This is a genomic window from Moorena bouillonii PNG, assembly GCF_001942495.1.
Taxonomy (GTDB): Bacteria; Cyanobacteriota; Cyanobacteriia; order Cyanobacteriales; family Coleofasciculaceae; genus Moorena; species Moorena bouillonii.
Genome location: NZ_MKZS01000001.1, coordinates 6259225 through 6276237 on the forward strand (window position 1 = coordinate 6259225; position 17013 = coordinate 6276237).

11 protein-coding genes and 1 pseudogene are annotated in these 17013 nt (G+C 43.5%); 7 read left to right on the top strand and 5 right to left on the bottom strand.

Features of this window, described 5'->3' with window-relative positions; all coding sequences use genetic code 11:
* Positions 1-51: 51 nt before the first annotated feature.
* Positions 52-2109, bottom strand: coding sequence for a tetratricopeptide repeat protein (locus BJP37_RS25495; protein WP_158069772.1), 2058 nt, complete (start codon positions 2107-2109; stop codon positions 52-54).
* Between the two features lie 369 nt (positions 2110-2478).
* Between BJP37_RS25495 and BJP37_RS34920 the strand changes: the two genes are divergently transcribed.
* Positions 2479-4314, top strand: coding sequence for a glycosyltransferase family 2 protein (locus tag BJP37_RS34920; RefSeq protein ID WP_143727787.1), 1836 nt, complete (start codon positions 2479-2481; stop codon positions 4312-4314).
* Here the strand turns inward: BJP37_RS34920 and BJP37_RS37400 are convergent.
* The 4 genes from BJP37_RS37400 to BJP37_RS25520 form a co-directional block, all read right to left on the bottom strand.
* Positions 4270-4449, bottom strand: coding sequence for a hypothetical protein (locus tag BJP37_RS37400; RefSeq protein WP_143727788.1), 180 nt, complete (start codon positions 4447-4449; stop codon positions 4270-4272). The genes BJP37_RS34920 and BJP37_RS37400 overlap by 45 nt on opposite strands.
* Before the next feature lie 90 nt (positions 4450-4539).
* Positions 4540-5037 (bottom strand): DUF6209 family protein, encoded by a 498-nt coding sequence (locus BJP37_RS25510; protein WP_075903016.1) that lies wholly within the window; start codon positions 5035-5037, stop codon positions 4540-4542.
* Between the two features lie 421 nt (positions 5038-5458).
* The gene (locus BJP37_RS25515) at positions 5459-6142 is read right to left on the bottom strand and encodes a sulfotransferase domain-containing protein (RefSeq protein ID WP_158069773.1); all 684 of its coding nucleotides are present in this window, start codon (positions 6140-6142) and stop codon (positions 5459-5461) included.
* Between the two features lie 213 nt (positions 6143-6355).
* The gene (locus BJP37_RS25520; protein WP_143727789.1) at positions 6356-12235 is read right to left on the bottom strand and encodes a tetratricopeptide repeat protein; all 5880 of its coding nucleotides are present in this window, start codon (positions 12233-12235) and stop codon (positions 6356-6358) included.
* A gap of 748 nt (positions 12236-12983) precedes the next feature.
* On the opposite strand from BJP37_RS25520, the gene BJP37_RS25525 reads away from it, so the two are divergent.
* The 6 genes and pseudogenes from BJP37_RS25525 to BJP37_RS45340 all read left to right on the top strand — a co-directional run bounded on the left by BJP37_RS25525 (position 12984) and on the right by BJP37_RS45340 (position 16881).
* The gene (locus BJP37_RS25525; protein WP_075903022.1) at positions 12984-13478 is read left to right on the top strand and encodes a TIGR00725 family protein; all 495 of its coding nucleotides are present in this window, start codon (positions 12984-12986) and stop codon (positions 13476-13478) included.
* Between the two features lie 378 nt (positions 13479-13856).
* Positions 13857-14963, top strand: a pseudogene (locus tag BJP37_RS25530) (NF041680 family putative transposase); the annotation flags it as partial.
* 148 nt (positions 14964-15111) lie between these two features.
* Positions 15112-15276: a hypothetical protein gene (locus tag BJP37_RS25535; protein WP_198954181.1), complete on the top strand. Its 165-nt coding sequence runs from the start codon at positions 15112-15114 to the stop codon at positions 15274-15276.
* Between the two features lie 98 nt (positions 15277-15374).
* Positions 15375-15755 carry a hypothetical protein gene (locus tag BJP37_RS25540; protein WP_075903026.1) on the top strand — a complete coding sequence of 127 codons (381 nt, stop codon included), beginning with the start codon at positions 15375-15377 and terminating at the stop codon, positions 15753-15755.
* 201 nt (positions 15756-15956) lie between these two features.
* Entirely contained in the window at positions 15957-16154 is a 198-nt protein-coding gene (locus tag BJP37_RS25545; protein ID WP_075906455.1) for a DNA-binding protein, read from the top strand.
* A 328-nt stretch (positions 16155-16482) separates the two neighbouring features.
* Positions 16483-16881: a hypothetical protein gene (locus tag BJP37_RS45340; RefSeq protein WP_198954182.1), complete on the top strand. Its 399-nt coding sequence runs from the start codon at positions 16483-16485 to the stop codon at positions 16879-16881.
* The last annotated feature ends 132 nt before the right edge of the window (positions 16882-17013 follow it).

Genomic DNA, 17013 nt, shown 5'->3' on the forward strand with positions numbered 1-17013 from the left:
GCCTATTCCCTATTCCCTATTCCCTATTCCCTACTCCCTACTCCCTACTCCCTACTCCCTACTCCCTACCTTGCCTTGTTTTTCCAAAACCCTGGTCAACTGAGCGTTTACTTCATAATTTTCGGGTTGGATCTCGAGGGCGATTTGGTAGAAAATAATGGCTTGGTCTAACTGATTTTGTTTAACTAATGTATTGCCTAACTGTAGATACAGTTCAGGATCGTTGGATTGTATCCCTAATGCCTTGTGATAATTATCGAGATTATCTGGATTAGTCCGAATGGCTCGACGATAACAGCTGATTGCTTGATCTAAATCTACTTGGACTCTTTCTCGAAGCACATTTCCTAATTTTTCGTGTATCTCGGGGTCATCTGGCTTTAACTGTATAGAGCGACGGTAAGACGCTACCGCCTGATCGGACTTTCCCAATTGAACCAATACACTTCCTAAACTACTGTGTAACTGAGGATGGCCTGGATTTAATTCAATAGCACTGCCATAGGCGGTAAGGGATTCATCCCAACGGTGGAGTTTGCTGAGGGCATTTCCTAAGTTTTGGTAAAATTCAAAGTACTGGTTGGGGGATAGGCCTATGGCTTGGTTTAAGGCAGCTACTGCTTCGTCTAACTTGCCGTGTTCAGTTAAGGCTAGCCCTAAATTATGGTGAGACCAGGGATTGTAAGGATTGAGTTCTATAGCTCGCTGGTAAGCTATTGCTGCTTCATCCCAATTCTGTTGTGTTAAGAGTAAATCCCCTAACCAATGGTAAGACTCACAACAGTTGGGATTGATATCGAGAGCATAGCGATAGGCTGCGATCGCTTCCGCTATTTTTCCCTGTTCTCGCAAACTATCTGCCCATTGGTGAGCCGCTAGCCAAGGGTCTTCTGATGGCGGTTCATAGTCTGGTTCTTGCCACTGTCCCAATGCTTCCAATGCTTTGCGCAAGGGGTAGTATAAATCAGGATTTTCTGGACTGAGGTCAATGGCACGACTATAAGCGATAACTGCTTCCTCCCAGTGCTGGAGTTGGGTGAGAGCTTCCCCTAATTTTTGGTAAAACTCAAAGAACTGGTTAGGGGATAGGGCTATGGCTTCTTGATAAGCAGCTACGGCTTCTTCTAGCTTCCCTTGTTGGGCTAAGGCTAAGCCTAAATTATGGTGAGTCCAAGCATTGTAGGAATTGAGTGCTATGGCGGATTGGTAAGCTGCTGCGGCTTGCTCCCAATTCTTGTTTTCTCGATATAAATCCCCTAGCCAATGGTGAGACTCAAACCGGTCGGGATTGGTGTCAATAGCATCGCGATAGGCTGCGATCGCTTGATCCAATTGTTTGGTTTCTCGCAGAGCATCGGCTAAGCTCTCTTTAACCCCATTGATGGTGGGGTTAATGGCTATAGCGCTACGGTAAGCGGTAATGGCTTCATACCATCGAGTTTGCAAGCTCAGACTATCCCCGAGATTTTGGTAAACCCAAGCTGGCTGGTCTTGATTGAGTGCGATCGCATTTTGGTAAGAGGCGATGGCATCGTCTAAATTTCCCTGTTGCTGCTGACATTGTGCCAAGTTAGGATATACTACTTTGCCATTTTCTGGGTCACACTGACTTGCTTCCTGGTAAGCGCAAACTGCTTGATCAACTCGATTGGTTTGCCTCAGAGCATCCCCAAGATTTTTGTAGATCCAAAACGGATGGCTAGGATTGAGTGCGATCGCATTTTGGTAGGATGCGATCGCATCGTCTAAATTTCCCTGTAGTGCTTGAGCTTGTCCTAAATTGTGATAAAAATCCGGATGGTCTGGCTCGAACTGCATCCCATTCTGGTAAGCCACCATCGCCTCATCCAGTTTTCCTTGGGCTCTCAGAGCATCCCCGAGATGTTTGTAGACCCAAAACGACTGTTGGGGATTGAGGGCAATTGATTTTTGGTAGCTTGCGATCGCACCTTCTAAATCCCCCTGCTGAGCCTGAGATTGTCCCAAAAGGTGATAAATTCCTGGATTATCTGGCTGTAACTCAATTGCTTCCTGGTATGCTGCAATTGCTTCACTCTGTTGTCCTTGCTGTCTCAATTGATTTGCAATACTTACAGAAGTTTCAACCATAGCTAGTTCTAGTTGGGAGCGCATCCTAATACTGTTTTTTTATACAATTATTTAACGATGGTTAAATAATTGTATTCGTTCTAGCAGTTTCTCATCGAATTGATTGTGGGATCTTAGGGATTTCGCCAAAACTTTATTATAGCTAATCGCTTATACCTAACCGATTCTATTTTCTTATCTAAAATAGCGTTTGTATTGGATATATAAACCTTTGAGGTCTTTTTTTCTTAGACAATAAAACTTCGGAGCTCTTTACCCTGTTGCCTTTTGGCTCTTGCATGCATGGCTTTTTCGGCAACAAGTGTGTTTACAACTCATATACAAACTCTATAACCATACCATCAATATCAACCATTAGCAATCAGCAAAATGGCGCAACCGTTGTATATCAAGCCAGATATTCGATCAACCCTAGGCATCAGCATTTTCACCATACCTAAGCCTTTTCTAGGTAACATTGGTATCATCCAGCACAACGCTATTACCAGCTGGACTTTGCTCAAACCCAAGCCAGAAATCATTTTATTTGGTGATGAAATTGGTACAGCTGCGATTGCTCAGGACTTAGGACTTAATCATGTTCCTGATATCGAGTGCAATACCGATGGCACTCCTCTACTCGATAGTGTGTTTGCCCAAGTCCAGGAGCAAGCAATTCACGATATCATCACTTACATCAACGCTGATATTCTTTTACTGAAGGATTTTACCCAAGCCATTGAACAGGTCTGCCAACACCTAGACACATTTTTAATCACTGGACGACGCTGGAATCTTGACTTGTCCAAGCCCATAGAATTTCAGTCCCCCACCTGGGAAGAAAGCCTGTGTCAACAGGTCGATCAGACCGGTTGTTTAGGGGCTCATGATGCTAAGGATTACTTTATCTTTCCTAAAAATTTATTTCCTACTATTCCTAAGTTTGCGGTAGGACGGGGATATTGGGATACCTGGATGGTCACTACTGCGGCTATGAAGGGTTATCCCATAGTCGATGCCAGCGAAGTGGTGATGGCAGTGCATCAAAATCATAGTTACGGTCATCTGATCGGGGGCAAAAATGAGGCTCATATGGGTAAGGAAGCGCAACAGAATAAAACCATTGGCAATGTCCAAGGACAAGGCACGATTGCGGACAGCACCTGGCAGCTAAAACCCTGGCGTAATAACTATTCACCACGAGTTAGTGTGATTATTATTAGACGTCTTTCAGACGTTGGGAACAGGGAACAGCAGGGAACAGGGAACAGGGAACAGGGAACAGGGAACAGTGGACAAGAATTCAGGGAAACAGTATCAAAAAACTACTTTGGCAAGAGGTCTATATTTGTTCAAAACAATAGCGCGATAGTTAACCGAGCAGTGGAGAGTGTGCTCGCTCAAAACTATTCCGACTATGAAATTATTGTGGTGGATGGGGCTGGTAATAAGGGAGTAGGGAGTAGGGAGCAGGGAGCAGGGAGTAGGCAGCAGGGAGTAGGGAGTAGGCAGCAGGGAGTAGGGAGTAGGCAGGGATCCCCCCTAGCCCCCCTTAATAAGGGGGGAACAGGAAGTAGGAACCTTAGTAAGGGGGGAATTGTTATTAAAGGGGGATGCGTTCGCGTAGCGTGGCCTACGGCCAATCGCAAATGGGGGGCGTTGTGCGATCGCGGTCTTGAGATGGCTCAAGGAGAATTTGTCACTTTTCTCGATAGTGACAGTGTTTTACTACCAGATGCCCTAGAGAAACAAGTAGCAGCATTTGACCGGGAATCCTCTACCCTAGATTTACTATTGAGTGGGTGGCAACTGGTTGAGGGAGACAAGATCACCCAGGTAACGCCATGGCAAGACTTACCGGATTTAGAAGACTTACACATCTGGAAGTTAGAGAAACTGTGGCAACCGTTGCGTCAAAGTAATATTATGTTTCGTCGCAGTCGTTTAGACCTAGTAGGAGGCTTCAATAGGGAATTAAATCAAGAGGCTGCGATAGTAGAAGTAATAATAAATCTAGTATTTTTGAGAGGAAGCCGAGCCCTGTGGTTGCCAGAAGCAACCTGTCGCTATTTTGGGCAAGGTAATACTATTGAGAAACAGTCTAGTCCAGTTGCTGAAGATATGAAAGAGGTGATTGATAGTATTTTTAAGCAACCAACTGTCAAGGGATGGATGCAAAAATTAAAAGCTAGAGCCTATCCTAAGGGAGTAGGGAGTAGGGAGTAGGGAGTAGGGAGTAGGGAATCGGGAATCGGGAATCGGGAATCGGGAATCGGGAATCGGGAATCGGGAATCGGGAGTAACAAAAAACATTGAACCTTTAACAACCTTATTGAAAAAGCAATGCAGCGCGCGCTGCATCGCTTTTTCAGTTGCTTCCTTGGGGAGAATTCCAGTAGCAAAGGCTAAGTTACTTCACTGCTGAGAATTTGCTCCAGACTCAACAACTTATTATTTGCAAGTCACTGGAAAAGAGTAATTTTGGCCGAAATCACTATCGTAACAAATATTGCCATAGTCGTCGATGCCACTGAACCAGATCTGGATCTCTTCACTACCGTAATAGCACTCAGGGGTAGTAAACACTCCAACCTTGACGTAACTCACTGCAGAGCGGCTAAGGGAATTAAGGCGGAAGTTAGTAACATCGCCGCTGTTATCAGACATCACGTGGCCTGTTACAGTAGTTAAATCATCAAACTTAGGACAACTTCGATTTGCAGGCGAAGCTAACCTGAGGGAGTCATAAAAAACATTAACTTTCTGCTTCGGCGACGATATCGGACCGCTTTGGAATTGAACAAAATCCCCTGTTCCGGGCTGGATTGAAAACTGGAGTCCAGGAATATATTCAGCAGCCTGTGCAGAAGCTACCGTAAAGGAAGGCATCCAAGTCAGAGCTATGGCAATAACTAATGCCAATAGCGCATTGCGTAGTTTTTGCATCATTAAATTTTCTTTCCTTATCGTAATGATTTGCTTGGCAAGTAATTAACCGAAAGGTTAAGCACCTCGTAACTATTTTTTCTGTACCCCTACAGAAGTTACTGCCCCAGCTTGTTTCTAGTAGGAGCTCAAGTAACCTCCGGTTACATAGATTAAAGGAAAAACACTTGTCAAGAGGAAAGAAAGGAAATCTGCGGCGGGTGGGAAGTGTGGGAATTTTACCGGGAATTTTTGCCAGCGGCAAAAGGGGGTTTCACCCACTGGGGCTTTGCATAAAGACCGTGAGATTTACCCGATAGGGAGTGGGAAAAACCTTAAACAAATTTTAAGAATGTAGAATTAAGAATTAAGAATTTAGAATTCTACCTTAACCATTCTTAATTTGGCCTTGACCATTCTTAATTCTGCCTTCTGACAGACCACCTTAATTCTCATATCCATACTTGATCAAAATAGCTTTAAAACATTCATTAAGCTGACCAATAGTGGCGGTTTGCAACTTTTCTTTATAATCTCCTGGGGTGACTTTACGGATGTGTGAAGCGGGATTTTCTTTAGTTGGAAAAATATCGTGTTTTTTAGCTATTTGCTCTATTTTGCTATCCTCAAGCTCTAATTCCAAAAAGCTAATAATATCTGCAACCCACTGACGCTTCTTGAAAACGATATCTTCATACCTAAACAGTTTGAATAACTGATCTTCAATCTTGCTGTACCTTTGAATTATTTTGCGAAATATAGGTGCTTGTTGAATCGCATACTGGTCTATATCCATCTCTTGTAGTCGCTGGCGATTTTTTGAAAGGGTATCACCTATCTTACCTGGGGGAATAACATGACTGTTCTTCATGGAAAAATAATGGGATACTACAATATCCCTGGGATCGCGAATCAGTAATATTTTTTTGAAACCACTCAAATCGAAATCATTAAGATAGGCAGGGAGATATCGAGAGCCATAAAAGCCATATCCAGTTTTGACAAAAAGGTCACATATATCCTTACCAAAGGCACTTTCTTCTACCCCTTGATTAAAGGAAGTTTTGGCAACACTAATCAGTGGTATTTTTAGGGTAAAACCGATATCTTCAATAATTTTGTCCTGCATCACACTCCCTGATTTGTGGAGCGCGAAGACGAAGAAACTAGGAAGATCACCAGGGGGAGGTACCTCAAGATAAACTTTCTGATTGTCTCGTGTATATATAATTTTTTCCATTGATCTAAAGCTACTAGATAGCAGTTCTCAAATCGGTTTTGAGAACTGCTATAGATATTTTTATTCCTAGAGATAGTTTTATTCTATTACTCGATTATGCCATTAGCCTTCAGCTGGTCCAATGGTAACCGACTTCACTAATAGGCTAGCTAATCTCGAATCAATAGATGATAACTTACCTACCCCTGGTGATTCGATCGATAGCACAAATGGAGCGTTTAAGGTTACGCGGCCAGAGGGAATAATTCCTTCAAACACCCAAGATTTATCAGATTGTTCTTGAACCTCTCCATCAATAGCGTTGCCATTTACCTTAACTAGCATATCGCTAATAAACCGTTTCTCCACCGCCATCATTCCTGAAACTCGCACTTGCAACGGCTTGATAGTATTAATACCGTCAATAATCACACTACCTACCTTCTCCATCCAGCGAACTGGTGTGCCATTTAATGTATCAGGTGATAACCAACCGATACCATTGAGATGGTCATCCATGAGGATGGATAATTGATTGCGTTCCCGCAACGGTTCCCAATCGAGTTGCTCTGTAAATGTAATTCTCTCAATCAGTACCCCTAAATGACGATTGGACTGATCAACATGATAGGTCTCGGTCTTCAGGGAAAATAAATTGAAGCCTTCAAGTAACGAAATCGGTAGGGTAAATACATTAACTTGATCGATCCCAGAGTGATGCACTGCCACCCGCAATAGTAACTTACCCTGTTGCCAAACTTCAAGGAACTGACCCTGGGAGACGTTACGGCAGGCAATGACTAGCTGACCTTTCCTGGGATTATCGGCAATGATGGCAAACTCTCCCTCTGGCCACAGTAACCACTGGCTGGGACGAAAAAGACCAATTTCTGGCAAGGGTTGTTCTAATGCTCCAAAACCCTGACGGGTATAACCTTGAATACCAACCCCAGAGATAATACTACTGTTGTTTTTGGGAATGCCGCTTTTAATCGCTAGGGGTTGAGTAAGTTTGGGAGAGTCTACTAAAAATTTACTTGCCCTGGGAATTTGGATCTGATCGACCCAACCGCTTTGGTCTAAGGCCACCATAAAACTGTGATAGCTCGACTGTAAGGAGAAGTGGTTGGCAATATACATAGCTGCGGTTTTCCCCAACAGGTCTAATTTGTCGGGGTCATAGTACAATTCTTTGATTACCTTAGCTAAGGCTTCTGGGGTTTTTTGGGTCACTACTCGTCCTGACACTCGATTCAAGATGGCTTCTTTGACACCACCTACTCCATAGCCAATGGCTGGTGTGCCACAGGCTGCTGCTTCTATAAAGGTTTGACCAAATGCTTCTTGAAGGGATGGCCCAATAAATACATCGGCAGCGCTGTAGTAACATGCTAGAATAGAGGGGTGGTAAATATATCCTGTACTCCAAACATTAAGGTTTTCTGCGATCGCAGAGCCATGACCAAAACTCACCAGTAGGATATTATCGAGATTGGCGATGTCTAGGGCTTTGAGTAAATACTTAAATCCTTTGCGCTGATCGTTTACAGATTGACTACCAGTGAGTATAATAAATTTATCGAGAGGTAAATTTAGCTGGCTCCGACATTCAGCCTGGTCTAAGGGCCTAAAGATATCTAAATCGATGCCATAGTAAATGCTCTGAAATTTACTTTCGCATTCTTGGAAATTCCGTCGAGGCTGGTGATAGTCAAAGGCATAACGAGCCCAATTAGTGGTCCAGTGACTATCTCCTAGCACTAACACAGTTTTATAGCTCCCTAAAAGCCGATGTTTTTTATGAAAAGCATCGGCTATTTTCTCTGATCCTAAGCTCGGGTACTCATGGCTAGTGGGACATTCGTGATCACATAGGGTGGTATAATTCTCACAATCCCCTACATAAGCACAGCGTCCGGTAAGTAACCACTGGTCGTGCATCACAAAGATGGTGGGGAAATGAGTGGTAAGTATTTCCAAAATGTCCAAGGGATTGGTCATATTATGGATATTTCCCACTACGACTAAATCCGGATTGAGACTAGCAATTAATTGATAAACCTCTTCTGCTGTGCAGTCTACGGGAGTCAATGACCAGTCTAATGTGCCTGCAACGGGAATTACTTGATGTCCTGCTAAGGCTAAGGATTTGGCAATGCGTTGGTGAGCAATCCCAGCCCCTCCCAGAAATCCGGTATCGTTGAAGCACACAATGCGGAGGCTGTGGCGTTGCCCAGGCTGTTCTGTCGCTTCAGACTTAGGACAGTTAAATTTAGTCCGTAGAGCCTCTGATACTGATAGTAATTCCGGCTCATACTTATCTTTAGTGCTAGTCTTTTGGTTTTCATGGATACGGTATTGAGCTACGGGATAACCAATTACTTGTAAGGTGGCTCCCTTAGCAGCAAATCGCGCCCACAACTCGTAATCCATACTGTAGAATAGGGATTGATCTACTGATGCACCACACTTTTCCCAAATGGTGCGGGTAAACATAACTTCTGGCTGATAAAAGAATTTCCCTGTTAGCCAATTCCTTTCTACATCTAAGATTTCTTCAAGGCATATCAGTCCATTAGCACAGGATGTCAAGTGTTGCTCTAGGGCTACGCCATCCTTAAACAGTTGACAGACACCGGCTACCACATCAGCACCACTGGTATAAAACCCTAGGGCTACCCTATATAATGCTCCTGGCGCTAATCGGTCATCACTATTAAGCCAAGTCAAGATTTCCCCAGATGCGATCGCAAATCCTTTGTTCAAGGCTTCACTTTGACCACTATCGGGTTCACTAACCACATAGGTAAGGTAGTCTCGATATTGATTAACAATGGTCATGGTTTCATCAGTAGAGCCCCCATCAATTAGGATATGTTCGACATTGGGATAGTGCTGATGAATCACTGATAATATAGTTTCTTCGATAAACTCACCTTGATTCAGCGAAGGGGTAACAATCGATATCTTTGGCCAGGGGCTGCCATCGGGGAGAGTTTGGGGGGGATGATAGGGTTCAATGAAAACGTGAGGCCACTTAGAGATATCGTCTTTTGTCCTAAGCTCTGGATTGCTATGTCCAGGGAGCAACCTAGAGTTATCGTCTTTTGTCCTAAGCTCTGAATTGCTATGTCCAGGGAGCAACCTAGAGTTATCGTCTTTTGTCCTAAGCTCTGAATTGCTATATCCTTTTCGTTCTAAGGCTTCCCCTAAATTCTGGTAGACGGAAACATGAAGACTGGGGTCAATATCAATGGCTTGTTCGTAACAGATAATTGCTTCATCCCACTCGCCAATTCTGGCTAAGGCTTCACCGAGATGGCTATAGGCGTTAGCAAAATTCGGGTCAAGTTCGATAGCTTTACGATAGGCTGCGATCGCATCAAGCCACTGTCCGGTTTTTGCTAATGCTTGTCCCAAGTTATAGTAAGACCATGGCCAATCGGATTTCACCTCAATCCCACGGCGATAGGCAATAATTGCTTCATCCCACTGCTCCAAGGCTTGTAGAGCATCACCTAAATTTTGATAAGACCAGGGGAAATCTGGCTTGAGTTCAATGGCTTTTCGGAAGGCATTGGCTGCGTCTTGCCACCGTTCTAACTTAAGCAAAGCATCGCCCATGTTGTTATAAGACCAGGAAAATTCTGGCTGTATCTCAATGGCTCGACGGTAAGCTGTTACTGCTTCTTCCCACCGTTGCTGCTTAACTAAGGTATCTGCCAAATTATGATGGGCTTGTGCAAGATTCGGTTGCAGTTGAGTGGCTTTGAGATAACAAGGGTAAGCTTGCTCCCATGCTTCTTGGTCTGTGAACAGGTTTCCTAAATAGAAGTAAGCTTTAGCATCTTGGGGATTGTTTTGAACTGCTTGCTGATAAAGGCTTAGCAGCTCTTGCTCTTGTCCTTGCTTTTTTAGCAAATCCCCTAGTCGATGGTAAGCTTCAGACAAATTAGGTTTCAATTGAATTGCCTGACGATAACAGGCTATCCCTTGGGCTAATTTCCCTTGGTTAGTTAAGGTATTACCCAAATTCAAGTGTTCTTCAGCCGATACGGTATTTGGTTCTAAGGTCAGAGCTTGATACCAATAATCCGCTGCTGCTTCTGGTTGATTGGTTTGAGTTAGAACTTTTGCTAAGTTACGGTAAGCTCCAGCAAAGCTGGGATTAATTGCGATCGCTTTTTGATAACATGCGATCGCATCTTGCCACTGCTGCCGCTGAGCATAAGCACTACCTAAATTTGCCTGGACTTTAGCTGAATCTGGATTTTGTTGAGCTGCCTTGATAAACGACTCAAGCTCTTGATCTAGGTCTAGATTAGACTGAGACGTTCTAGAGTTAGGAAGTTGGAGATGATTGCCGCCGCAGAGTCGTGGTGTGCGATCGCGAATTCTGTCCAATTGGTCTCGGTCTAATTGCTCTGGCTTTAATTGCTCTGGCTTTAATTGCTCTCGGTCTAATCGTTCTGGAGCAGTAGGGATAGGCTTTACGGTTGGATTGGTGGGATTAACGGTAATTTGAGATGGGCTAGGCACGATGGCAACAGTTGACGCTTTTATCGTCCCTCCTCTGTAACGTTTAGGGGGAGTAATTGACACCTGCTGCTGCTTCTGGTTGTCTACCAATTCAGGAACAATAGCCTGTTTCAGGGCATCAGAGGCGTTAGCTTGATTGTGGGTGTGACCATTGATCTGACTAGTTAACTGACCATTTATCTGATCAGCTGGTAACTGAGAAGCTGTTAACTGAGAAGCTGGTAACTGAGAACCGGTTCGATAAAATTGCAGTAATTTACGATAGCAAGCATTGGCCTCTTGCCATTTCCCCTGGCGATTCAATGCTTCTGCCAGGTTTTGGTAAGCTACCACCGACTGGGGATTCCGCTCAATTACCTGGCGGTAACAAGCGATCGCTTCTGTTACCAGACCTTCCTTAAATAACTGATTGCCTAGATTAAGGTAGTCCTCTGGTTTAGATTTATCCAACTCTAGCATCAGCTGATGATAACAGCATTTAAGCACTTCCTGTTGGTTTCCCACCTCAGTCCATACTTTAGCTAAGTTGCGATAAGCCCCAGTCAAATCGGGTTTTAGGTTAATCGCCTTTTGATAATAGGCGATCGCATCTTCCCAATCCTGCTTACCAGCACACAAGCTACCGAGATTAGCATAAACTTCGGCAAAATCCGGCTCAATTTCCAAAGCTTGGCCATAGTGACCCATAGCTTCAGTAGTCTGACCCATAAACTGTAGCGCATTTCCCCAAATCTTGTAAGCCTGAGCCGTATCTGGGGCAATTTTAATGGCTCGCTCACAGGCAGCGATCGCCTGTTGCCATTGTCTTTGGTTCAAGTAAGTCTGCGCCTGTTGTAGATAAACCGTGACTGCTTCCAAAAGACCTCCTGACTGATATTGTTTACAATCGCCCTCACCAGAGCTAGGAACACATTGATCTATAGATTGTTCTCTTGATTGTGACCGATCTAACTTGACGGTTTCTAGTCCAGCCAATTCAATCGCTTTGCGATAATAGGCACTGGCTTGTTCAAATTGACCTTGTTGCTTTAAAGTTGCTCCTAGACGTTGGTAACCCAAACTCGATTTAGGGTCTAGTTCAATCGCTTTGTGATACTGGGTCACTGCTTCATTTAGTTGACCTTTTGCCCACAGGTAATCCCCGTGATTAATACATGATTCCGCTGTTTTCTGTTCTCCTGCTAGGGGGATAGTTCCTAGTTGCGATGCTCCAAAAGAGCCGCTACGCGAATGCTGATTATTATTTTGATTATTGTTTTGTTCTCTAGATGCTTCTGATGTCGATAACCAGTTAACTAAAGCAACAGGGGGCAGATCACCATTAGTCCCATGCCAATGAGGATAATGGAGTCGATGGGGAGTGATCAGGGTATCTTCTGCCATTGAGGGCAACAGATGATGTTTGGGGGATGGCGAACTAATCAGAAAGTATCGTTTGAGTCGATGGAACATTTCCAAAGGCAACAGAGAACAGCTGATCTGGGAGTAGGGAGTAGTGAGTAGGGAGTAGGGAGTAGGGAGTCGGGAGTCGGGAAAGAGAGGAAAGAGAGGAAAGTGTGGGAGGTGTGGGAGGTGTGGGGAGATGGGGAGATGGGGAGATGGGGAGGGGTAATAAAATTGACTATATCTGACCCTTACTAGGAAACGCTATCCTCTCAATCTACAAATTAGATATCGCTAGGAATTATAGCTAATTTTTATTAAAAAATGGGTTAATCAGTTATTGATAACTCAGTTTTGTTAAGGAAATTATTGGCAAACAAAATTATTAGCAGATAACTCCAATTGTCTGTGTGATTTAATTGACAATTAAGCACACCTTTACCTAAGTTTTACACAAGGTTTACAGACGCTTCATACTATAGCATTCAGCCGTCAGCCGTCAGCCGTCAGCCTAAGGCTCATGCTGCTTGAGGTGCTTATTTTATTGAAAAGCACCTCAAGCAGCACCATTTGTAGCACATACAGCGGTTTGCACTTCAATTAGGTACAAATTTATGGGTTTTTAGGGAGCAGGGAGCTTCGGAGCAGGGAGCTTCGGAGCAGGGAGCAGGGACTGAGGCCGTGGGCCACGCTACGCGAACGGAAGAGGAAAGAAGGAGAAAATCCTGTGTACTTGATAGTTATGCAAACCGCCGTAAGCTGATACGCGACACGCTGATAGCTATCTTAAGAGTTACTTTATTAACAGTCTCTGAGAGTTAAATAAGCCATGAGAAAAATAGTGGTTGGGGTAATGGGGCCTGGAGACAAGGCCACTGCTACTGACATTAATCGTGCGTATCGTCTCGGTCAACTGATTGCTGAGAATGGCTGGGTACTGCTGACCGGTGGCAGAAATGTGGGAGTAATGGATGCTGCGAGTCGGGGAGCCAAAATGGTTGGTGGCTTAACGATTGGTATCTTACCCACCAAGGACACTAGGGCCATGTCTGAAGCGGTGGATATTGCCATCGTTACGGATATGGGCAATGCTCGCAATACGATTAATGTACTCTCCAGTGATGTGGTGATTGCCTGTGGTATGGGCATAGGAACAGCATCAGAAATTGCTCTGGCTCTCAAAAGTTGGAAAAAGGTTGTTTTGTTGAGTGACCATCGAGAGAGTCAAGAGTTTTTCTGTAGTCTGTCCCAGGAGAATGTATTTCTGGCAACAAGTCCAGATGCTGCTATTGAGTTGGTTAAAACTATTTTAAGTCAGGCTTAGATCTGGAGTTTAGACTATGACAAAATAGCCCAGTCTTCTTTTTGGGCTGAGAGTTTAGTCTGGAGTTCAGAGTAACTGAGGTTTCCCAAGACTGCGATTGCCTACCGCACCAGCTTCCGCTGATCGCTAATCGTGGCCAACGCGATCACTAATCCAGAAATGCGATCGCTAATTCAGAAACGTGATTGCCTACGGCACCAGCTTCCGCTGATCGCTGAGCTTAGCAACAGCGTGCTCACTCTTTGGGTCACCTGATCGCCAGAGGCTGGAGTGAGTCACGACTATCGGAGCCTTATCCGTTACAAATATTCATAAAAACACCCATTGTAAAAAGGGAGAAAATTGAAAAGCTAAAACAATAAAGTTACTCCCTCACTTATGAATACTAGCATAAGTAGACTGCAACAATTTAGAATTGATAGTTATAATTTACTGGGTCGGGCATCCGATGCTACAATGGATTTGATTGATGCAGTTTTAACTACAAGAACTGCCAATTCTTTGGCTGACTTTTCTCTGTCTCCAGTATTTAGAAGAGAATGGTCTTCTACCTATGAATCATTACAAGATTGTCGTCCATTACGACAAAAGTTAATGAAGAGGTATCTAGAATAAGTAGGAAAAGATACAGATGAATCATCCTATTTGATGGTAGCAATTGACCATACATCGAGTCCGAGAGTAGACTCCCCAACATTGAAAGACCGAGGTTACCATCACTCGCCATCGGCAGAGAAAAAAGTCACGACAGGACATAGTTATAGTACTATAGCATGGATACCAGAAGAAAAAGGCAGTTGGGCACTGCCGTTAAGACACGAGAGAATAACAAGTTTTGAAACTCCAATTAGTAAGGCAGCGTGGCAACTAAAACAAGTAGCAAAAAATTCAAAACAACCAATTTTAGCCCTATTAGACAGTGAATATGGCAATGCCTCTTGGGTCAACACAACAAAAGATATCGAAGCGGATTGCTTGATCAGAATTCGCTCAAACTGTTGCTTATATGGGTTACCAGGAAAGTATAGTGGTCGAGGGCGACCCAAAAAACATGGTGATAAATTTAAGTTAAATGATGAAAATACTTGGTGGTCAGCCAAGGAAACTATCGAGGTAAATGACCCAAAATTAGGTCTCATAAGAATCCGAAAGTGGTCAAAATTACACTTTCGTAACTCTTCATCTGTGTCAAGGGAGTTGATTTTAGTTGAGAGGCTTAAACCCAATAAACAAGGCATCTTACAAAAACCATTGTGGTTAGTTTTCATTGGTCAAAAAAGGCCGACATTAGAAATGATATGGAACAAATATTTAAGACGTTTTGCCGTTGACCATTGGTATCGGTTCATTAAACAAAGATTACATTGGACATTACCCTCCCTAAGTACACCACAGCAATGTGAAAGATGGAGTGATTTGATGCCATTAATGACTTGGCAGCTATGGTTAGCTAGGGATATAGTGAAAGAACACCATCTTCCTTTGAAGTTACCGTAAGAATAGTGGAGCCTTTATAGTTGATCGGCTATGGGTATCAGGGTTAAATCTCTTGCAGTAAGGCTCCACTATTCTAAGGTTTCGTCTCCGGCAAAAGCCCCAGTCAAATCTAACGCCTGGAAGAGTTGCACAGTCGATGTTAGGACTTTTAGTTGAGATTGGAACTCCAGCACAATCTCCCAAACCCCGTGGAAAATCAACGGGATGGAAAACTGGTAAAAAAAGAAACAAACGAACCCGTTATCCAGTAGTTAAAAAAGGAAAAAGTAACGACAAAAAAGCTAAAAACAAGAAGACTTAGACACTTATTTTGAGTCAATTTACTCAACTCTCAGCCCAAAAAGAAGACTGGGCTATTTTGTCATAGTCTAAACTCCAGTTAACCGTTACCTTGAAAAATTGACCAAAGACTATGGTAATGATTGGCGTATCAGTCAAGAAGAGTCCTTATTCGACTACGCTTCTGGTCAATCTACTCAAACCTTTACCTTGAATAACTTTCCTGATGAGTATCTTTCCCTTGAGCAACTTTCTTCCACTGAATTGAGAGATGCTAGGAAAATCTGTACAGATAGAAAAGTAGAACCAGAGCTTATGGAAGGTTGTATCTTTGATGTAGCTTTTTCTGGATATAGTGATTTTGCTCGCGCCGCTGCAAGACTATCTGAAGTTGCTAACCTTTTACGTGATATTGGTATTGATATTCCTGGTATAAAACCAAAGCCCCCAATACCAACAACACTTCCAGGGGGTATTAGAATACCAAAATTACCATTTTAATCATCATAGTGTGATATTGTTGCTTGACTCCATCGGTTTTACGGGATTAGCGTCCCGTTTTTTTTATGAGTCTATTAAACAGCTTTTTAAAGGACGCACTAGCTTAGTGATTGCTCATCGACTGTCTACTATTGCTGATGTTTAGTTGCCCACCTCTCCATAAATGCTATAATTGCCATACCCGATTAAGCTTTAATGGCTATGAGTTCTATCCAGATTACGATACCGGATGAGCGTTTGCAACAACTCCAAGACATTGCAGCTAACCTAAATGTTTCTATAGAAGAGTTAGTGTTGATGAGTGTTGAGCAATATTTAACTCAGTCAGAACTATCTTTTAATGATGCTACAGCATACGTTTTGCATAAAAATGCCGAACTTTATCGCCGACTGGCTTAATGCGTTATCTCACCGTCAGTGAAGTTTTAGAACTCTACTATCGAATTATTCACACCACCAGCGCTGGGACTTTACTCCCATAAACACCTTCAGTAGCGTGAGCCTAGGGAGTGTTTTCTTGCCTCGGAGATCCCCCATTATCCCCCTTAAAAAAGGGGGACGAGCGAGTATGGCTCCCCCCTTTTTTAAGGGGGGCTGGGGGGGATCATAATCTTGCGGAAAACTTTGAAAACACGCCCTAGCGCATTAGCTGATAGCTGACTGCTGATAGCTGAATTCTTACTATGATAGATATGCTCCTAGAGACGATATCACACTACTCTAATCAATGCCCACGCTGTTGAAATTGGCAATAATTGCCGCCCATCTATCGGTCTATCTGGTTGCTGCGGTTAACATCTGGATTTTTTCTTATCGGAGTCAATTCTATACTTCTGTTGTCAAGCTGCGATCGCTACCACTGATCTACTGTGGCTATGCTTGTTTTGCGATCGCTAACTCCTACGAAATTGCTGAACACATCGGGGATGACTGGATTTATGTCAGCCAAGTTTCTGATCTCAATCAGTTATTCTATACCTTCATTACTGCTGGCATGTGCTTGATTGCCCTAGGACTGAAAAAATCCCGCTTTCTGGATTTGATCTTAGTTGCCAGCACGGTTGCTGTTCCCCTACTTTATGGTGTTCAAGAGGGCAANTTTGAGTATGGCTCCCCCCTTTTTTAAGGGGGGCTGGGGGGGATCATAATCTTGCGGAAAACTTTGAAAACACGCCCTAGCGCATTAGCTGATAGCTGACTGCTGATAGCTGAATTCTTACTATGATAGATATGCTCCTAGAGACGATATCACACTACT